The organism is Vreelandella sp. L-25, assembly GCF_056857535.1.
The window spans coordinates 59,887-81,396 of the sequence record NZ_JBSXNH010000058.1 but is presented as its reverse complement, the minus strand read 5'-3'; the positions used below and the strand labels follow the sequence as shown (position 1 = coordinate 81,396).

Here is a 21,510-nt window from a genome sequence, read left to right as displayed (position 1 = left end):
TACGTAATCGGACAAATAACTGAGTAGGTCGCTACCTGCTGTTTTTAGCAGGTGAGCGCTCATTCTTTAGGGTCGCGGCGGTGGAATCAGTTTTGCCAGCGCCGCTTGATCGAGTTCTTTGCGGTTTACCTTCAAATACATGAGGCGCTCCTCCGGCACGACCATCACATCTTCCACACCAACCACGTCGGCAAGATGCTCCATCAATAAGTTGATCGCATCAGGCTGCGTATCGTGTAACGCCACCACCTTGCTGGAGAGCGGCGGAGGAGAAGGCATCCGCCACATGGCTACCCACCACGCCAGCGCTAGCACCGCGCAACCAATAAATACCGCGTTAAGCCCCCAGGTATTCGCCAGCAAGCCGCCCAACGTGCCACCTAAAAAAGCGCCGAGAAACTGGCTGGTGGAATACACCCCCATTGCGGTGCCCTTAGCACCCGCTGGGGCCAACTTGCTAAGCATGGAAGGCAGCGTTGCCTCCAGCAAATTAAAGCCGGTAAAGAAAACAAATAGCCAAACAAACAGCCAATGCCCCTGGGAAAGCGACAACCCTAGGCTGGCTAGGCTGGCAGCGATGGCTCCAATCGCCAATAGGCACATCAGCCTCATACGCTGGCGCTTTTCCGCTATGATCACCAGCGGCACCATCGCCACAAAAGAGAGTGCCATAATGCCTAGGTAGGCTAATCCATGGTACTCCACTGCTACCCCCGCATTGAGTAAGCGGAAGGGGATAGCCACAAAGATTGCCATGAGGACAAGATGCAGCGCAAAAATCGATAGATCAAGCCGCCACAAATCCGGCCGGGTAATCACACTTTTAAACTGCTTCCGGTCCAGCCCTACGTCACGGTGGCGTAACCGGCGCGGCGCAGGCGGCACCCAGCGCCAAAGGACTAACAGTCCCACCAATGTTAGGAGTGCGGTAAACCAAAACACCCCAGAGAGCCCCGCCCAGGAGGCTAACCAAGGGCCAAGCACCATGGCAATGGCAAACGATACGCCGATCGAAAGGCCAATGGTGGCCATGGCCGCCGTGCGTACCTGCTCGCGGGTTTGATCTGCCAATAGAGCCATTATGGCGGCCGCCACGGCACCGCCCCCCTGAAGGGCGCGACCTAAAATTACCCCGCCAATGCTATCTGCCATGGCCGCTACCACGCTGCCAAAAGCAAAAATCAGCAGCCCCATCGCAATGACACGCTTACGACCAATGCGGTCAGAGAGCAAACCAAACGGGATTTGCAGCGTCGCCTGGGTTAAGCCATAAATGCCTAACGCCACGCCAACCAGTAGCGGCGTAGCGCCTGTCAACGTGTCGGCATAAAGCGCGAGCACCGGCAGAACCATGAACAGTCCCAGCATACGAGACGCATAAAGGCCGGCCAAGCCGCTGATTGCACGGCGTTCAGCGGCCAGCAGCAGTGCGGAAACCTTGCGCATAGTGCCCTTGTGTATGGTGGATGGGCCAGAACGGCCTGAGGTAACCCCCCATTCTAGCGCTTTGTCATCACGCTGGAAACGCCAAGCGCGGTGACGCAGGCAGAGACAGTTTTGCCGGGAAGGGGACAGCAATCGTATAATTACGCTTTTGCCACGCGATTCGAGGTGTTGATGGACAGCATTCTGGTCAGGGGTGCCCGCACCCACAACCTCAAGCAGATCGATGTGGAGCTGCCTCGCGACAAGCTTATCGTCATTACCGGGCTTTCCGGTTCCGGTAAGTCATCGCTGGCGTTTGACACGCTCTATGCCGAGGGGCAGCGTCGCTACGTGGAGTCGCTCTCTACCTATGCACGCCAATTCCTCTCGATGATGGAGAAGCCCGATGTGGACCACATCGAAGGTCTCTCTCCTGCGATCTCTATTGAGCAGAAATCCACCTCCCACAACCCGCGCTCAACCGTGGGCACTATCACCGAAATCTACGACTACCTGCGTCTGCTGTTTGCCCGCGCAGGCACGCCCCGTTGCCCAGAGCACGGTGAAGACTTAGAAGCCCAGACCATTTCGCAGATGGTCGATCAAGTGATGAACCTCGCCGAGGGCACCAAGCTAATGCTGCTGGCCCCTATGGTGAAGGGCCGCAAAGGCGAGCATTTACAATTGCTCAGCGAGCTGCGTGCCCAGGGGTTCGTGCGGGTGCAGATCGACGGTCAAGTGCTCGAACTCGACGACATCGCACCATTGGATAAGCGTAAAAAACACGATATCAGCGTGGTAGTGGACCGCTTTAAAGTGCGCGACGATATCGCCCAGCGCTTAGCGGAATCGTTTGAGACCGCGCTAAACCTGGCCGACGGCACGGCGATGATTCACTTTATGGATGGCGAGCAGGAAGACCTCGCCTTCTCCTCGCGCTTTGCCTGCCCGGTATGTGGCTACTCGCTCTCAGAGCTTGAGCCGCGCATGTTCTCTTTTAACAACCCTGCGGGCGCCTGCCCTACCTGTGATGGCCTCGGCGTTCAGCAGTACTTTGACCCAGATAAGCTGATTAGCCATCCAGAGCTTTCCCTCGCAGAAGGCGTCATTAAAGGCTGGGATCGGCGCAACATTTACTATTTCACCCAGTTGCAGGCACTCGCCAAGCACTACCGCTTCGAGCTGGAAACCCCCTGGCAGGAGCTGGCTCGCCACGAGCGTGAGATCATCCTCAACGGTAGCGGCAATGAGCAAATTCCGTTCGTGTACGTGGGGGATCGCGGCCGCAAAGTCACCCGGGAGCATGCCTTTGAAGGCGTGCTGCCCAACATGCAGCGCCGCTATCGGGAAACCGAATCCAACATGGTGCGTGATGATCTCGCCAAGTATATCGCCGTGCAGCCGTGTACCACCTGCGGCGGCTCGCGGCTGCGCAAAGAGTCGCGCCATGTGTACGTGGATGACCACAACATTGCGGATATCGTTCACCTGCCGATTGGCGACGCGTGGCGCTACTTTGCCGAGCTGGCCCTGCCGGGGCGTAAAGGCGAAATTGCCGACAAGATCGTCAACGAGATTCACGCGCGCCTAGAGTTCCTGGTCAACGTGGGCCTGGACTACCTGAACCTAGAGCGCAGCGCCGACACCCTCTCCGGCGGCGAAGCCCAGCGTATCCGTCTGGCTAGCCAAATCGGCGCGGGGCTGGTGGGCGTCATGTACATTCTGGACGAGCCCTCTATCGGCCTGCATCAGCGGGACAATGACCGCCTGTTGAAAACCCTGGAGCGACTGCGCGACCTGGGCAATACCGTGATTGTGGTCGAACACGACGAAGACGCCATTCGCGCGGCAGACCATGTGCTGGATATCGGCCCCGGTGCTGGTGTGCATGGCGGTGAAATCGTCGCCCAAGGCACGCCCCAGCAAGTGATGGATAACCCCAACTCGCTCACCGGTCAGTATCTTTCCGGCACTCGTGAAATCGCCGTGCCGCCCTACCGTATTCCCAGCAATCCGGAAAAGCAGTTGGTCGTGCGCGGCGCGACAGGCAATAACCTGCAAAACGTCACGCTGAGCCTGCCTTTGGGGCTGTTTATTGCCGTGACGGGGGTTTCTGGCTCGGGTAAATCAACGCTGATTAACGGCACGCTGATGCCCATTGCCGCCCGTGAGCTTAACCGCGCCACCACCTTGACCCCAGCGCCCTATGAGAAGGTTGAAGGGCTTGATCAGCTCGATAAAGTGATCGATATCGACCAGAGCCCCATTGGCCGTACGCCGCGCTCTAACCCTGCGACGTACACCGGTATTTTCACGCCCATTCGCGAGCTATTTGCGGGTACCCAAGAGGCGCGCTCACGGGGCTATAAGCCGGGCCGCTTCAGCTTTAACGTTAAGGGCGGGCGCTGTGAAGCGTGTCAGGGCGAGGGCATGATCAAGGTAGAGATGCACTTCCTGCCGGATATCTACGTACCCTGCGATGTATGTAAAGGTAAGCGTTACAACCGCGAAACGCTGGATATTCACTATAAAGGCAAGACCATCCACGAAGTGCTGGAAATGACCGTGGAAGACGCGCTGGCATTCTTCAGCCCGGTGCCCGCCATTGCCCGCCGCCTGCAAACGCTAATGGACGTAGGGCTCTCGTATATTCGCTTAGGGCAAAGCGCCACCACGTTATCCGGCGGTGAAGCACAGCGTGTCAAACTGGCCCGAGAGCTAGCTAAGCGCGACACCGGCAAAACGCTCTACATTTTGGATGAACCTACCACAGGCCTACATTTTGAAGATATTCGCCAGCTGCTGACCGTACTCCACCGACTGCGCGATCACGGCAATACGATTGTCGTGATTGAGCACAACTTGGATGTGATCAAAACCGCCGACTGGCTCATTGATCTTGGACCGGAAGGTGGCTCTGGCGGCGGGCAAATTATTGCTGAGGGCACGCCCGAGCAGATTGCCAAGCAGAGCGTTTCGCATACCGGGCGCTTCCTGGCGCCACTACTGGAGCGGGCCAAACGCGCATCATCCACTTCCTAGCGCTTAGCTACCCGGTGCCCGAAGCCAATCACGATATTAGTGGCCAATTCCGCCTGCCGCTCTCCCAGGAGCAGCTGGCGGACATTCTAGGCTTAAGTCCAGTTGTCATTTTCAGCAATTAGTGCGACCCTCAGGGCGTAATATCGGGCTATTATGGTAGTCTATGCAGGATTGAATGCGACAGAATTAATAGCAATTGCTGCGACAGGCCACGTTTTATTCAACATTTGGTGCGACTGCTCATGCCACTGCCTACATCTGTTCGTAAAATCGGCCCTACCCGACGAAGTGTGTCTGGCTACTATGCCTTTCGCGGGGAGGAGTCTATTGCGTTCGAGTCGACGCTCGAACGTGATTTCCTCATAAAGGCTGACTTTGATGTGAGCGTCCTTGGTGTGATATCCCAGCCGTGCGAGATCTCGTTTCATCATCCAGTGACCGGTAGGCGTTACACCTACACGCCGGATTATTTAGTTTATTACCGTCTCGGTAACCGTCATTACAAGGACTACCCGAAACCTCTCCTGGTGGAAGTCAAACCACGGGAAAAGTGGCAAGCACATTGGCGTGAATGGTCGCCTAAATGGAAGGCGGCGATACGGCATGCCAACAATGAGGGCTGGGCGTTTCGCATTCATGATGAAAGCCGCATTCGTGATAAGACCTTGGACAACATTACCTTCCTAGCGCGCTACAAGCGGATGGTGTTTCCCTCTGTCGAAAGCCAGGCAGTCCTCAACACGGTGAGGGAAATGGGGGTGGCGACCTTGGATTACCTGCTTTCTCGGCACTTTATGGGCGATATTTACCGGGCAGAGGGGATTGCGCATTTATGGCATCTACTGGCGACTCGGCAGTTAGATTGCGATATGGCCCAATCCTTCAGTCCTCTATCGGAGGTATGGGTACCCGATTATGAATAACCATCGTGGCAGCGCAACTGAACCCAATAACGGCGTCGCCCAAACACGCCAACACTTGCAGATTATGGTGGGTGAGCAGGTTCAGAAAGATGGCACCGTTTACCGAATTTCCCAGGTGCTCGATTTTGAGACAGTCATTGGCATTGCCGTTGAGTCCGGGCGTAGTTGCCCGCTTCGCATCAAAGAACTAGCGCCTCTCAATAGCGGGTCCGTATCCCCTGAGCAGGATATGTCCGAGATTGGGGATACCGATTGGCGGGAGGCCGAGCATCGCTTTTCCATCATTAAGCCCTTGGTGGATCGCCATACGGTGGGGCGGGATGCAGCGGAGGAGCGTGCGAAACAAACGGGGGTTGATACGGCTACGATCTACCGTTGGTTGAAGCGGTATAAAGCGACGGGCTCGGTGCTCGCATTGATTCCTCAAAAGCCAGGGTGGAAGAAGGGAAAGTCGCGTATTCCCGCGCATGCCGAGGCAGTGATTCAGGAAGTCATCAAAGAGGTGTATTTGACGCTGCAGCGTCCGTCCGCACAAAAAGCGGTACAGGAAGTCATGCGGCGCTGCCATGAACGGCGCATCGACCCGCCGAGCCCTGGTACCGTTCGTGCTCGTCTGCGTGATATCCCAGAGCGTGACCGGTTGCGTGGCCATGGTTTTAGAGACAAAGCCATTAACAAGTTCCAGCCGGCTGCCGGAAAATTTCCCAATGCGGACTATCCGTTAGCCGTTATGCAGATTGACCACACGCCTGCCGATATTATTTTGGTCGATGACGTGTATCGCAAGCCGATTGGTCGCCCATGGATTACGTTGGCCATGGACGTGTTTACTCGCATGGTCACGGGGTATTACTTGTCGTTTGACCCGCCCTCTGAAACATCTGTCGGCATGTGTGTGGCGCACTCCATGCTTCCTAAAGATGAGTGGTTGCTACTGCATAATGTGGAGGCTGAGTGGCCGGTATGGGGCACACCCGCCACGATTCATGTCGATAACGGCCCAGATTTTCGCTCTGAGACGTTTCGGCGCTCATGCCTAGCCTATGGGGTCAACCTTGAGTTTCGGCCTGTTAAGCAGCCTCGTTATGGTGGCCACATTGAGCGGGTACTGGGCTCTCTTCTAAAGGAAATCCATAACCTGCCTGGGACGACCTTCTCCTCCATTAAAGAGAAAGAGGGATACGATCCAGAGAAGCACGCGGCCATGACGAAAAGCGAGTTTGAAGAGTGGCTGGTGACGTTGATTTGCAAGGTTTACCACCAGCGCCTTCATTCTGGGATTGGTATGTCGCCGATGAAAAAGTGGGAAATTGGTGTGTTTGGCAATGCGGATGTGCAGGGAGTGGGATTAGCGCCGAGGCCTGCTGACAGGCTCTCTGTATTGCTCGATTTTTTGCCCAGCTTTCAGCGTACGATCCAGACCTTTGGTGTGACCATCGATGGCATAAACTATTACGATGAAGCGCTAAGACCTTGGATCAATGCCAAAGATCCAGACATGCCAGACAAGAAACGCACCTTTGTTTTCCGGCGCGACCCTCGCGACATTAGTGTCATTTGGTTCAAAGACCCGGAGCTCGGGCACTATTTTCGCGTGCCCTTTGCCAATCTTGCCCTCCCCTCGATGAGTGTTTGGGAGTATGCCCAAGCTAAAGCGCGCCTTCGGCAGGAAGGAAGAAACTCGGTCAATGAGACTGAAATTCTACGCGCTATTAGTGAGCTGCGAACCCATGTGGAGGAGTCGCAAGCACGTACTAAGCGAAGTCGCCGTCAGGCACAACGACGTAAAGAGCATGAGAAGAAGGTGACGCCTGCAGATCCCCTTTTACATGCGCCCTCAACTGCGGCCCCTAAAGAGACACCCGCTCAAGGGGACGGTCTTTTAACGGGTGATATCGATGTGAACTGGGACATAGCATGAGCACACACCTTCATCCTGATCTTCGTCACGTCTTGGGGCTGTCCGCTAAAGAGCGAATGGAGTTTATGGATCAACCGCGCTGGTTGGGCTATCCATTGGCCAATCGTGTCATTGAGGTCATGCGTGGGTTGATGGAGAAGCCCAGTCGTCCTCGTATGCCTAACCTCTTGCTCGTGGGTGACTCCAACAACGGAAAGACAACCATCGTTCAACGGTTTCGTAAGCAGTACGGTGAAGGCTACGTGAATGAAGACGTAGAGCCCGTGAAGCCTGTTGTTGTCACTCAGGCTCCCCCGAGTGCCGATGAGAAAAGTCTGTATATCGCAGTGCTAGAGAGTTTCTGGGCTCCCTACCAGCCTACAGATCCTGTTCCCAAGCTGCGCTACCAGGTGATTCATCAACTGCGTGCTTGCCATACGCGCTTACTGATCATCGATGAGTTTCACTCTCTGTTAACCGGTGGTGCTGTTAAGCAGCGCGAAACGATGAATGCCATTAAGCTTTTATGCAATGAGCTAATGATTCCCATCGTTGGTGTGGGGACGCAAGATGCTGTGCGTGTGCTGCATTCAGACCCACAGCATGCGAGTCGCTTTGATGTGGTCGCGTTACCAAAGTGGGAGCTCAATCAGGAGTTTCAGAAGCTGCTCGCTGGCTTTGAGAAGATATTACCTCTCAAACATCCTTCCCAACTGCATGAGCCCCAATTGGCGACCCAGCTCCACGCGATTTCTGGCGGTAATTTGGGTGACCTGCACCGGCTGCTGATTGAGTGTGCAAATGCCGCTATTTTGTCTGGAGCTGAGTGCATCGATGAGAAAATTATTCAGAGTAAATCATGGGTGCGGCCCACCCGTGGCATTAGAGAAGTGATGCTGTAATGACCTGGGCGCTGAGTGTGCCCCTGCTGCCTGAGGAGTCCCTTTCATCATGGCTCGTTCGGGCGGCGTTGCGACAGGGGTGTGATCCTTTGTCGCTCACCGGGGCTATTTGGCCAACATGGCGTATATGGACGAGGGACATTGATAGGGAAATACCCCTCGCAAGAATGCGCCCATTAGTGAATGCCTCGGGGATATCTTCCGCTAAGTTTCAGAAAGCGGGGATGCGGGACGATTGTGAGAAAGTGGTCGGTTACTCGTTACCGGAAACCCGGACTTGGCCCTGGTTGTTGGCACTCGGCAGCCGAAATCGAACCCGCCATGGAGGACAACAGGTATGCACGTTGTGCTTGGCAGAGGACTCAACCCCCTACTTGCGCCGGCACTGGCGATTCGCTTGGCACACTGGGTGCCGCTTTCATGGGGTGCAGCTGGTAGATGAGTGCCCAGCATGCAAGGCCCCTATAGAGCCCCATCGCCTGACAGCGGAAGATCAACATTTAGCTCAATGCAGCCGGTGTCATAACGATTTTAGAAAGGCGGTATGCACGTCGCCTTTACCTGAAGCGTTCAGTGTTCAAGTGATGGCTGATCGTGTGTTAGAACAGGATAAGGTGACGTTTAGGCAGGCCTCTATCGCACCCGCCGATTGGTTTTCTATGGTGGCCTTTTTTATTGGCGTTATACGGCGTGCAAGTCGGCGGCCTGTGTCACCCCTGGCCGATGCGCTTCTTTCATTGGGCATTTCGGTTACGGATTGCCGAATGCCTGTGTCTGGCCTGGCGTTTGAGCTGCTGGCTGTCAGCGAGCGTAGTGCCTTATTGGTAGCGTTGGAACGCTTGCTCAGTATGGGCCTTGAAGAAACGTTCAGCGTTCTGGTCGCGTGCAATGTCAAAACGAGCGCGCTTCATGATCCCCGAAGGTCGCCCCCCGTTGTGTTGTTGCCGCTGCTATCACGGTTATCTCACCACCCTCATGGGCCGCATCGCCGCCGTGTTCCCCCGGCTTGTCGCCCCATGTCGGAACGCGCTGTTAGAGCCTCATGGGCGCGTTTAAAACGCAGAATGAAAGCGGAGCCAACCTCTTGAATCAACACCAAACGGTCGACTGCGATGAGTGTGGCCGAGAAGTCTCCAAATTGTGGCGACGCCATAAAGGGCACGGCTACTGTTCAACTTGCTATGCTCGTGTGTTTAAGCGGCGGATGTGCCCACGATGTGGTGAGTTAGCCCGTCTGCCTAAGAATGACCCAGACGCCGTCTGTCGTCAGTGCAACGTTGACAAACCGTGTGCACGATGTGGAAAAGCCAGTTCAGACTACAACATCGGCAAGGTCACTCCCTACGGCCCTGTCTGTATCGCCTGCGCTCCCTATTTCAAAGAACCAGAGCCCTGCGAGGCGTGTGGGAAAGCATCTCAACGTCTTACCCGAGTGGCGCGTATGGGGCATGATCATCGCTTATGTCCACGCTGTTCGACAGCAGACCACGGTACCTGTTCTGCATGTCGTCGACATCGTTTATTGGTGGTGGCACCCAACGGGGATGCGTTGTGCAAAGCCTGTAATGAGCAAGGGGAAATTGCCTGCCCATCGTGTGGTAATCCCATGCCAGCGGGTCGAGGTGATGCCTGTGAGCCCTGCTATTGGACGCGAACATGCCGTAAACGCATCACCATTGGCCAAGCCGGTATCACTACCAAAGCGTTAAGTGAGGCCTTTGGGGAATTTGGTGAATGGCTGATTCGTATCACTGGGCCGCATAAGGCTGCCCTCAAGATCAATCATTTCTTCTCGTTCTTCCTTGAGCTCGACCAGGCATGGTCACGGATACCGAGCTATTCGGAGCTACTTCATCACTTCGGGGCGGAGGGCTTGCGGCGTGTGAGGCTTCCCATGCGATGGTTGCATGAAGAGCAAGGGGTAGAGCCGGATCACCAAGCAAAGCGGATCGACTCAGAGAAAAGACGTATTCAAGCGTGTCTCAGTTCTATGCCGTTCGCTTCGCTATCAGACCAAGTGCTGCAAGCCTATTGGCTGCAATTGGAAACCCGTATAGAGGCGGGCAAAACGTCCCACACCTCCGCACGACTTGCACTAAGAGCGGCAGCCGCATTGCTACTCGCTACTGACCGGGAGGGGCAGCGACTGCCTCAACAGGGCGATGTGGACAACTATTTGCATGCGGTGCCCGGACAAGCAGCCTCGGTCACGGGGTTTACTAATTTCTTAAATCGCCAACATGCCACCACGTTGGCTCCTCGGGTGGATGTAAAACGGGCAAGAAAGCGGCGAAAAGAAACACTAGCCCGCACCCTGATGACGATGGCCCGGTGTGCTGATCAAGGAGAGGCCTGGAGGGAGGCATGGATCGTTGCTGCCATGGAGTATTTCCATGACACAAAATTAACGCAGAAAATGCTTCGACAACAGACCGTAGAGCGGACGACAGACGGGATACAGGTGGTAGTGGGTGGCGTTACCTACTGGCTGCCTCTGGATATTGAGTGCTAAGACACTGATAGCGCGCAGTCACTTGGAGGGCCCCGCGACTCTGTAGGCGAATGTCGCCCCGCCGTTTGGACGGGGCTATGGCTCTCTACCTATATGCCAGGGCTCAACGGGGTGCCAAAAGGCGTGTCATGACCGTTGAGATGACGTCAAAACCAGGTCTTCATAAATGCCCTTGATAGCCTTCTCTTCTGGGCTGTGGCGCTGTGGCTCCTGTTCCTGCTTTGGATGTAGTGGGGTTATAAGCCCGTTAGAGAGTGACAGGACATCGCTGAGCTGCTCGTAATCGAGGTTTACGTTATCGACATTGTATTGGTTAAGGCGTGTCATGGTCTCTGTGAGTGCGGTCATACTGTGCTCTTCTTCTCCAAGCGGCGGAAAGGCTTGAATCAGCGGCTGACCGCCTTCCCAACCTATCTTGATCGGCTGATTGATGATGTTGACTTGGGTGCCGGGTGGAATGCGGTCAAATATAGATTCGATGTCTTTGGGTAACATGCGGATACAACCTCGGCTTGCGCGCATGCCAATGCCATCGGGCTGGTTGGTGCCGTGAATCAAATAGCCATCGAAGCCTAGGATGATGGCATGGTCTCCTAGCGGGTTATCGGGGCCGGGCGGTACAACGCTTGGTGCGGTTTCGCCGCGTGCTTCCGCTTCACGTTTTACCGACTCAGGCGGGTACCATGCGGGGTTTTTAATGTTCATGGTGGTCTCGGTCACACCAAGGGGTGTATCAAACCCTTCGCGACCGATGCCGATAGGATAGGTCTCAACGCGCGGTGTCTCACCGGTTTTGACATCTGGGTAGTAGTAAAGCCGCAGCTCGGCGATATTGATGACGACCCCAGTACGCTCGACATTCGGCAGGATGAAGCGTCCTGGAATGGTTACTTCAGTACCCACTCCGGGCACCCAAATACTGACCTCTGGGTTAGCACGTACAATCTCCTGGTAGCCAAGGTTGTGACGTCTGGCAATATCAATCAGAGTATCCTCGTAATTCTTCACGATGAAGGTGTCAGCCTCTCCGATAATATTGCCTTCCTCAGGTAGCGGGTAATGCCCCTTGGGCCATTCCGTCTCCTGGGCAGTGGAAGGTTGTGCCGCCATGGCGACAGGGAGCCATGCCAGAAACGAAACCATCACACTCACGATGAAGCCGATCTGCATTGGCCATGGGAGGAATCTCTTAAGTATTGCTGCGTTCTTTGCCAAGAGCATCGCTAGGTTCCTTTTTCATCTAATGCGTCGTTTTTTGATCGAGATAAGTTCAGTTGTAACCCGAGCAGTGTCAGCACCGCAGCGAGTATCCAAGCGGGGCCACTACCGGTGCGTGTGAAAGGAGTTAGGCCCTGCATCGGGGTCACCTCGCCCGTTAAACTGGCCTGTTCAAACTGTGGGGCACGGGCTGTGACGTGACCTTGTGAATCGATGATGGCCGTCACGCCATTACTGGTAGCTCGAAGTAGGTGACGACCATTTTCTAAGGCACGTAGACGCGCCATTTGAAGATGTTGGTGTGGGCCAATGGAACGCCCAAACCACGTATCGTTGGAAACCGTTAATAGCAGCTCGGCATTACGCGCCTGCTGGGCGACATGGTCGGCAAAAATGATTTCGTAACAAATGGCATTGCCAATGGTGGCTCCAGCCACGTGTAACGGAGCCTGTTCGCCTGACCCTGGGGTCAGGCGAGGTACTGGCAAGTCGAAAAAAGCAAGGGTGCCAGCGAGGAGACTTTGGAATGGCAAATACTCGCCAAAGGGCACCAAGTGCGCCTTCTGGTATTCGCCCTGCACATCATTTAGCCCTATGACGCTGTTATAAGAGCGCCCTTCACTGTCGCGTTGCAAAATGCCGGTCAACAAGGCGGTGTCAGGCCCCAGGTCGGACGCTACTTGCTCAAGTATTTGCTGTGCTTCCTGCTCAAGCATGGGAAGGGCTGCCTCGGGCCAAACGATGAGATCGATATCCCTTGCTTGCTCCCGTGTCATCGCCGTGTAGATACTGATCGCCTCGCGCTGCCCTTGGGCAGTCCACTTAATGCGCTGGTCAAGATTCCCTTGCAGCAATGCCACCCGGATGGGCTTGCCAGCCGGGGTTGTCCATTGGGCGGGCAATAGGAATGGAACGATCCACAAGGCGGCCATTGGGACAAGGAAACTCCAGCGGCGACGCAGTACCTCTACCCCTAACGTACCTGTCAGCGCGGTCATGAGTGACAGCAAGTACACACCACCAACGGGCGCCCATGGGGCTAGTGGAGAATCAATCTGAGAGGTGCCCAGCAATAACCAGGGAAAGCCGGTGAGCATCCAAGTGCGTAGCCATTCGCTCACCACCCACATACCGGCAAAGCTAAGAAAGGCGAACCGTGGCCCCGTGATGCGTCGATAGAGCCCAAAGGGGACTGCAAAGAAGAGCGCCAGGACGCTGACAAAAAGAGTGGTGAGGAACATCGCCACCAAGGCCCCGGTGCCACTGAAATCGTGAATAGCAACGAAGACCCACGACGTGCCTGAACCGAACAGGCCTACCCCATAGCACCACCCACGCAGGGTGGCCATGGCGGGCGTTAGCAACTGTATCTTCCAATAGACCAGTGCCACGGCCACTGGGCCAAGCCACCATAGGGAAAAGGGGGCGGCACTCAAGGTGGTCAGCACCCCAGCGGCGAGCGCTACAACGCAATCGACTATTGGTGAGGAGCGCCCAGCAAAAAGCGTATATTCTTTATCTTTATCGACCACATCCATAGCGTTACTCAGAGCGCTTAAAAGCAGGACTTTCACGCCATAACGCCACCGCGAACATCAATACACCGGCAAATAGCGCGATATCGGCCATGTTAAAGGCGGGCCAATGCCATTCGCCCCAGTAAATGTCCAGATAGTCGACGACGTACCCTCGCGCTAAGCGATCAACAGTATTACCGAGCGCGCCGCCAAGAATCAGGCTGTACGCACAGGCCTCCAAGCGCGACAGGGGTTTGCATAGCTGCACAACCAATACGACGACCACCACCAACGCTAAACCAAGAAAGAGGTAGCGCTGCCAACCCCCTGCTTCTGCGAGAAAGCTGAAAGCGGCTCCTGTGTTCCCGGTATAAACCCAGTTAAAAAACGGCGTTAGCGGAATGACTTGGCCAAACGACATCTGAGCATGCACAATTTCCTTGACCAGTTGATCGGCTAGAGCCATCACGCAAGCTAATGTGAACCATGGCCAGCGACGTGAAGGGCTATCGTGTTGCACTGTTCTCATGAGGTTACTTTTCCTTGTGACAGGCCTGTCATTGCGGTACTGGGCGAAAAGCGGTAACCCAGCAGTCGCATGGCGTTCAACGTCACCAGGACGGTAGCACCGGTATCGGCCATCACCGCAATCCACATGCCGGTAATACCCAGCGCCGTTGTAACTAGGAAAATGGCTTTTAAGCCAAGGGCGAGAACAACGTTGGTTTTCACATTGCGCAGCGTGGCACGAGAGAGGTCTATCAGCTCAGCGATGCCGGTAACGCGGTTCTTGAGCAAGGCTGCATCGGCGGTTTCCAACGCCACATCCGTGCCGCCCCCCATCGCGATACCCACATCGGCTGCCGCGAGTGCCGGTGCATCGTTGATGCCATCGCCTACTTTACCGATGGGGCCACGGCCAGCCGCTTGCCAGTCTCGAACATACGCTGCCTTGTCTTCAGGCATTAGTTCGCCGTACGCTTCAATGCCTAAGCGACCCCCCGTGGCAGCGACGGTGCGGGCATTATCACCGCTGAGCATGACCGCCTGTACGCCTAAACGGGATAGCGCCGCTAGGCCTTCAATGGCATCTTCGCGTGGCTCATCGCGAACCGCGATCAAGCCCAGTAAACGCTCGCCTTCGACGAGGAGAGCGAGGCTCTTACCGGCTTCTTCTAACGCGACAATCCGAGCACTGAGACTTTCCTCAAGGATGACTTTCTCGTGAAGGTGACGAGGCGTCATTAAGCTCAGCTCGCGACCCTCCACCTGGCCGGAAACACCGCGCCCCGCCAGAGCGCGGCCGCCGGTGACGGTGGGGAGGTTGATGCCCGACTGTCGGGCATGCTCAACGATAGCCGTGGCGATAGGGTGACTGGAATCCCGCTCTATTGCGGCGGCGAGCCGCAATACGCTGTTATCGTCTTCCTCAGCAATCCAAGACTCCACATCTGTGACTCTTGGGGTACCCGCAGTGAGGGTGCCCGTTTTATCTAATGCCACCAAGCGAAGCTTACCTAACTGTTCAAGAACGGCTCCCCCTTTGATCAGTAGTCCGCGCCGAGCTCCCGCCGAGAGACCGGCGGCGATGGCGGCTGGGGTGGAAATGACTAACGCGCAGGGGCATGCGATTAACAGCAATGCTAACGCACGGTAAATCGACTCCGACCATGCCATGGTCGATACCAGCGGTGGCACTATCGCCATCAGTAGGGCGAGTAAGACGACGGCGGGCATATAGTAATACGCAAAACGATCAATAAAGCGTGCTATCGGTGCCTTGGCGGCCTGTGCTTCTTCAACCAGACGAATAACGCGTGCGATCGTATTGTCATCAGCGCCTCGTGTTACCTCCACCTCCAGGGCGGCATCAAGATTCACTGTGCCAGCAAAAATGTCATCACCAGGCGCTCGCGAACGAGGTATGGACTCGCCGTTTACCGGCGACTCGTCAATGTCGGAGGTGCCCACCAGGATGCGTCCATCGCAGGGTACGCGATCACCGGGCCGCACCAGCACACGCTGACCGGGTTTAAGTGACTCCGCCGAGACATCACGCAGATGGCCGTTGTCCATCAGCCTCGCCGTTGAGGGTGTTAAGTTTGCCAAGGCTGAGATACTGCGGCGCGCCCGTGACGCAGCTACCCCTTCGAGTAGCTCACCTACGGCGAACAAGAACACGACCATCGCAGCTTCAGCAGCAGCATTGATGGCCAATGCGCCAAGCGCAGCGATGCACATCAGCATCTCTATGGTAAAGGGATTGCGCATTTTGAGGGCGCCCCAGGCACTCTGCGCAATGGGTATTAAGCCGACTAGCGTGGCCAAAATGAAAGGCATATTACCCAGCGCAGGCCATGCTAAACGAAGCGCGAAGGCCACTATCAGCAGATTTCCTGTGATAATGACCAAGCGCCCTTTAGCGGTTTGCCACCAAGAGGATGAAGCACCAGATGCGCGTGTTTGGCCATCATGGGAAGCCACTTGATAGCCTAGTTCGTTCAGGATGCCCTCAATGGTCTTTCGCGAGGGGGCCCCGTGATCGTGGTGGTGAATCTTCACTGATCCCGTGACCGAGCTTGCCGTGACTTCCTCAATGCCTTCCAGTCGCTCTAGCGCCGACACAACCTTGCGCTCACAACCGCCGCAGTCCATGCCTTCAACACGCAGCGTCAAGGTGGTAGGCGCTGTTGTCGGCGTTGATGTTTTCATGGTGCCTCTCCTGCCAATGGGCTATGGTTTTTAAGTGTAAACCTTGTGGCAACTACAGCTTCAAGCCCTGCGTAAGGAGTTTTACCATGTCGATGATCGGCCAAAGTATCAGCATTGGTGAGTTAGCACGACGAGCCGATTGCAAACCTGAAACGGTTCGCTATTACGAGCGTATTGGGCTGTTGCGCGATGCGACACGAACCGGTGGGGGGCAGCGCCGCTATGGAGACGACGCTGTGCGGCGCTTGACCTTTATTCGTCATGCCCGTGACTTTGGCTTTTCGGTGGAGTCAGTGCGAGAGCTTTTGGCCATGTCAGATCAACCTGATATGCCTTGCCAAGAAGTCGATGCCATCGCCACGCATCACCTAAAGAAAGTGGAGTCCCGCCTTCAACGACTGTCCATACTGCGTGAGGAGCTTCAACGGATGGTCACACAGTGTGCCGGTGGTAAAGTGGAAAGCTGCCGAATCATTGAGGTCATCAGTGATCATCAGCTCTGTATCACTGAAAAATCGCACGGAGGGGCTCACGACTTGGGTTAGCACTAACGCTACGCCCCACGCCCAATGGTTAGCCCAGCGAAACATCCAAAAACAGCATGAGTACCAATCCGATGGAGAGGCCCAGCGTGGCCTTTTTTTGGTGCCCGCTTCGATGAGTTTCGGGAATAATCTCATGACTGATCACATACAACATCGCCCCCGCTGCAAAGGCCAACCCCCAGGGCAGTAGCGCTTGTGACATGCTGATGACTCCAGCGCCTAATAAGCCACCTAACGGCTCAACAAGCCCCGTAAGGGCGGCAATCGTCCATGACCGCCAACGTGAATAGCCCACGCCTAGCAGTGATACTGCTACGGCCAGTCCTTCTGGGGCATTCTGAAGTCCAATGCCAATCGCTAGTGGAATGCCTCCTTCGCTTCCCCCTGCGCCGAAGGCCACGCCAACGGCCAGCCCCTCTGGCAGGTTGTGTATCGTAATGGCAATAATAAACAACCAGATACGACGTAGTGAGGCAGCCTCTGGCCCTTCTCGCCCCTGTTCGAAGTGCTCATGAGGTAAGAGTTCGTTCAGTAGTGCGACCATTCCAATCCCTAGCAAGATGGCCGCACAGGCAATGGCAGCAGGTACCACGCTACCTCCGTAACGCAGCTCCGAGGCTTCTAAGGAGGGTATGATCAGTGAGAAGAAAGAGGCCGCTAGCATGACGCCAGCGGCGAACCCCAACGCTAAATCGCGAACACCACGATTCGGTCTTTTGGTAAACAAGATAGGAAGCGCCCCGACAGCCGTCATCAAGCCCGCGGCAAGGCTTCCCAATACCCCCATTGTGACGAGAGAAACCTCTTCCATACCGATTACCTGTCTTGTGGTAGATGAGTGATCACAGCGCTAGGGTTCCATAACGAGGCAAGCACACGTTCACGTTACTAACAATCCATGCAACGTTGCTAAGCACGGGTGGTTACGGCTCGTTAAACGAGATCAAGTCATAAATGGACGCCGTGCCGATAGCTTGTTCCAAGCGATCTCTTGCCTCGTAAAGTGACGCTTGATATTCACCTTGAGTCGGCTGCTCACCCAACATGATGCGTTGACCTTGACCAAGGGGATCAACAGGCTGGTTATTGACTCTCACTTCGTAATGCAGGTTGGGGCCCGTGGCGACCCCGGAGGAACCTACCTCTCCGAGCGACTCTCCCGCATTGACTAAATCCCCAACCACTAGCTGTGGGGAGAATCGGCTAAGGTGTGTGTAGCGACTAATGGCCCCTGTGTCGTGCTCCACCTCGATCACCTGCCCATATCCCCCTTGGCGACCCATAAAGAATACGCGCCCAGGTGCGGTGGCAATGACCGGCGTTCCTGTCGGCGCAGCCAAGTCAATTCCATTATGAGGACGCATCCCTCCATACACAGGATGTCGCCGATTCCCAAAGCGAGACGTTAAGCGGGCACTAAGCACGGGCAACCGCAACGTGCCTAGCAGGGTGTCGCTTTTGAAAAGAGCTACGTCCCCCTTTTGGGTGACCGGCCATATGACCTCCAAGGGCTCTGCCTGATCAGGCAGAGCGGCATAACTGAGGCGTGGTGGCCCAACACGGGCGCCGTCCTGGCGTCGATCTTCCTCCCACACTAATTGAATACGTTCACTGCCAGAAAACTCCAGCGGCGCTGCGATAAACTCGCTGAGCAGTGTTTCCAGTTTAGTGGCGAAACGCGTTGGGACACCTTCTGCTGCCAAGGCCTCGTAGAGGGTGGTATCAATGACGACATCACGCCCAAAGGTTAGGGTATCAACGCTATCGAGCGGTAATGTGCCTTCTTGCTCGCTAGCCGCCTGTAACTTGACAGGGCTAAGTTCAGACGGAGGCAATGACAGATGCGTTTGCCAATTGGCTTCGGCTAGCAAGGGGTAAAAGCCCACCAAGCCTAGTAACCACCAGCGCTGCATCACTGGCCATCCTCTTCCCCAGAGATCTCCGCTACTTCACTCTCGACGGCATCAATCAGCTCTTGCATACCAAAGGGGTCTAAAGGCTCGCCATTGACAAAAAAGGTAGGTGTTTGGCGAATCTGATTGGCTCTGACATCCGCCATGTCTTGGTCAATCACCGCCTGCACCTCAGCAGAAGTCAGTTGCTCTTCGGCAGCCGCTAAATCAAGGCCTCCTTGGCTCGCGATATCGAGGATAGCGGATTCATCAAAACTGCCATGTGAAGCCCATTGATCCTGGCGAGCCAGCAGCCTCTCCAGTACCGGTTCAAAGACGCCCTGACGACGAGCAACTTCTAATACCCGAATGGCCTTGTCCGATACGTCGCCGTGGAAAGGAGTGTAGCGCACGATGAGCCGCACTTTTTCTGGGTAGGTTTCCAGAATACTTTTTGTCAGGGGATAGAAAGCACGGCAGGCTTCGCAAGCCGGATCGAAGAATTCCACAATCGTCACCGGCGCGTCTTCTCGTCCCAAGATGGGGGAGTGTGAACGCACCAAGGAGTCCTCGGCCTGGACACCGCTCTCTTTTGCTGCCTGAGCTTGCATGTCTAAGAGGGCAGGCTTCGATACGGCGACGATCGCAGCGGTCAGCATTAACGTACCGGCCAATATAAAAGACGCTTTTTTGAACATGTTTCTCTCTCTGTCTCAACGATGGGGTGGAAAAGTAGGGTTGAAAAATAAGCCAATCGCTATGGGAGTAAGCTGCTCGCTATCTACCTGAGCTGGGAGCCGGCCTCGGTCTGTCACTCATGCCCATATAGATTGGCATTTTGATGCGCGTGGTCACTATGCTCAAACTCTAGGCTGGAATGAGCAATACTGAAGCGCATTTTAAGCTGCTCCTTGATCTCTGCTTTGACGGATTCAAGCTGCTGCCAGCCGGTTTCTGTCAGAACCACGTGGCAGTCAAGGGCTGCCATGTTTTCCTGCATCTGCCATAGATGCACATGGTGAATATCCTGGACTCCCTCGATATCTCGTACGGTCTCAACGACTGCCTGCCCGTCAATGTCCGGGGGAGATCCCAGCATTAGCGTACGGATAGGGCCGCCAATTTCAGAGAAGGCTAGGTAAAGAATATATAGCGCAATCCCTATCGTGATCGCGGGGTCTACCCAGCGCATGTCGTACAGTAAAATAAGCGAACCACCGATAATCACGGCGATGGAGGCAAACGCATCCGATAAGTTATGCAGAAAAAGGGCGCGGATATTGACACTCTCTTTTTGCATTGACCACGTGAGCATGGCGGTAAGGGCATCGACGACGAGCGCGACGCCACCAATAATCACGATCGTCCATCCCTCTATCTCAGGGGGATCGACCATCCGCATAGCGCCTTCGTAAATCAGGTAGACACCGACAATAATGAGGGTGGTGTAATTGATGAGTGCTGCCACTATCTCGATGCGGCCATAGCCAAAGGTCATATGCACATCGGCAGGCCGTCTGGCGATTTTACGAGCAGCAAAGGCAATGACTAATGCTGCCAAGTCAGAAAAGTTATGTAACGCATCAGCGATCAGCGATAGGCTCCCCGCCATAATGCCACCGACGATTTGAGCGATGGTTAAGAGCCCATTGGCCCAAATGGAGATGCTGACGCGCCGGTCGCCAGAGGCAGGATCAATGTGGGGATGATCATGATGATGTCCCATCTGTTACCCTCTCTCGAATTATCTGTTCTTGGTACTATAAAACCTCTAGCAACTAAAGCTTCAACCCTTGAGCATTATCTATTTGCATCGCTGGATTGGGAAGCACGTCCCTAGCTACCAAGGAGCCTTTGTGTGCTGGGCCGAAGGTGATCATGTTTTAGGTGCGGGGCTCAATCCACTTCAACCGGTAACGTCCAATCCACCATGGGTAGATTCATTTATTTTGTCGAGGCGCACCTTGTCTGGTTTGTAATCGTCGTCGCGGGGGGAGGCTTACTCTTTCCGGCCACCGGAATAATGCTTAAGTTCGCGATTGGGCCATTACTGGCATTACTGATGTTGATTATCAGCCTCACATTCGATGCGCATGCAGTGCGCATCGTGTTCCGAAAGCCGTCACGGCAGTTGTTGGCATTGGGGCTGGTCTATGGGCCTATGTCGATTGCCGGGTGGCTAACGGGCCGTCTATTTTTTGGAAGCGGCCCGCTGGCTGCTGGCCAAACCTTGCTCGGCACGCTGCCGACAGATGTGTCTTCTCCTCTTTTGGTACTGATGGCGAAAGGCAATGTGGCGCTTGCCGCTGTTTTCAACGCAGTCAACACCGCGTTATGTCCGTTTATTGTTCCCTTCCTGTTTTTATGGCTCACCGGCCTTCAGTTAGACGTGCCGCTTGGATCAATTATTCTTGAATTAACACTAATCGTGCTTCTTCCTACCGTGATTGGGGTCAGCTTGCGTACAAGGTTCTCGGCTTTCTTTGCACGGCATGATTCAGCGTATGCAGGGATAGGGTCGATTCTGTATCTGCTGATCCTACTCGCCGTGGTCGGGCCGAATGCCACCACGATCATTGGCTATGGCTGGTATGCGTTTGTGATTGCGGGCGCGGCCCTGTGCCTCAATTTGATTGGGTACCTGGTAGGTATGTCCTCACGGTTACTCACCTCTGATCGCAAAGAGGTGATTACCTATCTTTTCACGGTCAGTAAAAAGGAATTCAGCATCGCTGCAGCGTTTGTCGCTGCTTCTGGCTTGCCATCAGAGATCGCAATTCCAGCCGCTTTTTTTGCCGTGATTCAAATGATCACTTCGCCCATCGCAGCGAAGATCCTCGCCCGCCACTGAAGGGATGGCCGTATCGGCTCTTCGTCAGAAGAGCAACCTGCACACGGGGTGTACAGGTTGCTCTTAGCGAC

Annotated in this window: 17 protein-coding genes; 8 read left to right on the top strand and 9 right to left on the bottom strand. The window is 55.2% G+C overall.

What is annotated here, in order from left to right; translation table 11 throughout:
* Positions 1-66: 66 nt before the first annotated feature.
* Positions 67-1,446, bottom strand: coding sequence for an MFS transporter (locus AC13CN_RS06975; RefSeq protein WP_228219018.1), 1,380 nt, complete (start codon positions 1,444-1,446; stop codon positions 67-69).
* A 171-nt stretch (positions 1,447-1,617) separates the two neighbouring features.
* Between AC13CN_RS06975 and uvrA the strand changes: the two genes are divergently transcribed.
* The 6 genes from uvrA (at position 1,618) to AC13CN_RS06945 (ending at position 10,704) form a co-directional block, all read left to right on the top strand.
* Complete coding sequence (uvrA, locus tag AC13CN_RS06970; protein WP_044630317.1) at positions 1,618-4,467, top strand: excinuclease ABC subunit UvrA; 2,850 nt, start codon at positions 1,618-1,620, stop codon at positions 4,465-4,467.
* Between the two features lie 242 nt (positions 4,468-4,709).
* Positions 4,710-5,390 carry a heteromeric transposase endonuclease subunit TnsA gene (locus AC13CN_RS06965; RefSeq protein ID WP_044630316.1) on the top strand — a complete coding sequence of 227 codons (681 nt, stop codon included), beginning with the start codon at positions 4,710-4,712 and terminating at the stop codon, positions 5,388-5,390.
* A complete protein-coding gene (locus AC13CN_RS06960; protein ID WP_062360467.1) occupies positions 5,383-7,311 on the top strand; it encodes a Mu transposase C-terminal domain-containing protein in 1,929 nt (642 codons plus the stop codon). The genes AC13CN_RS06965 and AC13CN_RS06960 overlap by 8 nt, the downstream gene beginning before the upstream one ends.
* A complete protein-coding gene (locus AC13CN_RS06955) occupies positions 7,308-8,192 on the top strand; it encodes a TniB family NTP-binding protein (protein WP_044630314.1) in 885 nt (294 codons plus the stop codon). The genes AC13CN_RS06960 and AC13CN_RS06955 overlap by 4 nt, the downstream gene beginning before the upstream one ends.
* The gene (locus AC13CN_RS06950) at positions 8,192-9,280 is read left to right on the top strand and encodes a TniQ family protein (protein WP_081139052.1); all 1,089 of its coding nucleotides are present in this window, start codon (positions 8,192-8,194) and stop codon (positions 9,278-9,280) included. Before AC13CN_RS06955 ends, AC13CN_RS06950 begins: the two co-directional genes overlap by 1 nt.
* 806 nt (positions 9,281-10,086) lie before the next feature.
* Positions 10,087-10,704 carry a hypothetical protein gene (locus AC13CN_RS06945; protein ID WP_232068200.1) on the top strand — a complete coding sequence of 206 codons (618 nt, stop codon included), beginning with the start codon at positions 10,087-10,089 and terminating at the stop codon, positions 10,702-10,704.
* Between the two features lie 126 nt (positions 10,705-10,830).
* Here the strand turns inward: AC13CN_RS06945 and AC13CN_RS06940 are convergent, their stop codons facing one another.
* Genes AC13CN_RS06940 through AC13CN_RS06925 form a run of 4 tightly spaced genes read right to left on the bottom strand, consistent with a single transcriptional unit; the run spans position 10,831 to position 16,151 of the window.
* The gene (locus tag AC13CN_RS06940; protein WP_016916424.1) at positions 10,831-11,874 is read right to left on the bottom strand and encodes a L,D-transpeptidase family protein; all 1,044 of its coding nucleotides are present in this window, start codon (positions 11,872-11,874) and stop codon (positions 10,831-10,833) included.
* Between the two features lie 53 nt (positions 11,875-11,927).
* Positions 11,928-13,460, bottom strand: coding sequence for an apolipoprotein N-acyltransferase (gene lnt / locus AC13CN_RS06935; protein ID WP_022521287.1), 1,533 nt, complete (start codon positions 13,458-13,460; stop codon positions 11,928-11,930).
* 4 nt (positions 13,461-13,464) lie between these two features.
* Positions 13,465-13,968, bottom strand: a complete 504-nt coding sequence (gene lspA / locus AC13CN_RS06930; protein WP_022521288.1) for a signal peptidase II — start codon at positions 13,966-13,968, stop codon at positions 13,465-13,467.
* Positions 13,965-16,151 (bottom strand): heavy metal translocating P-type ATPase, encoded by a 2,187-nt coding sequence (locus AC13CN_RS06925; protein ID WP_054644987.1) that lies wholly within the window; start codon positions 16,149-16,151, stop codon positions 13,965-13,967. The genes lspA and AC13CN_RS06925 overlap by 4 nt, the downstream gene beginning before the upstream one ends.
* An 86-nt stretch (positions 16,152-16,237) precedes the next feature.
* Here AC13CN_RS06925 and AC13CN_RS06920 point away from each other — a divergent pair, with 86 nt between their 5' ends.
* Positions 16,238-16,696 (top strand): MerR family transcriptional regulator, encoded by a 459-nt coding sequence (locus tag AC13CN_RS06920; RefSeq protein WP_022521290.1) that lies wholly within the window; start codon positions 16,238-16,240, stop codon positions 16,694-16,696.
* A gap of 28 nt (positions 16,697-16,724) precedes the next feature.
* Here the strand turns inward: AC13CN_RS06920 and AC13CN_RS06915 are convergent, their stop codons facing one another.
* The 4 genes from AC13CN_RS06915 to AC13CN_RS06900 form a co-directional block, all read right to left on the bottom strand.
* Positions 16,725-17,507, bottom strand: coding sequence for a ZIP family metal transporter (locus AC13CN_RS06915; RefSeq protein ID WP_016916429.1), 783 nt, complete (start codon positions 17,505-17,507; stop codon positions 16,725-16,727).
* 112 nt (positions 17,508-17,619) lie between these two features.
* Complete coding sequence (locus AC13CN_RS06910; protein WP_022521291.1) at positions 17,620-18,609, bottom strand: M23 family metallopeptidase; 990 nt, start codon at positions 18,607-18,609, stop codon at positions 17,620-17,622.
* On the bottom strand, positions 18,609-19,286 hold the full coding sequence (locus tag AC13CN_RS06905) for a DsbA family protein (RefSeq protein WP_022521292.1): 678 nt from the start codon (positions 19,284-19,286) through the stop codon (positions 18,609-18,611). The genes AC13CN_RS06910 and AC13CN_RS06905 overlap by 1 nt, the downstream gene beginning before the upstream one ends.
* Before the next feature lie 113 nt (positions 19,287-19,399).
* Complete coding sequence (locus AC13CN_RS06900; RefSeq protein ID WP_035556048.1) at positions 19,400-20,314, bottom strand: cation diffusion facilitator family transporter; 915 nt, start codon at positions 20,312-20,314, stop codon at positions 19,400-19,402.
* Positions 20,315-20,518: 204 nt separating this feature from the next.
* Here AC13CN_RS06900 and AC13CN_RS06895 point away from each other — a divergent pair, with 204 nt between their 5' ends.
* Entirely contained in the window at positions 20,519-21,439 is a 921-nt protein-coding gene (locus AC13CN_RS06895) for a bile acid:sodium symporter family protein (protein WP_027957952.1), read from the top strand.
* Positions 21,440-21,510 lie beyond the last annotated feature (71 nt).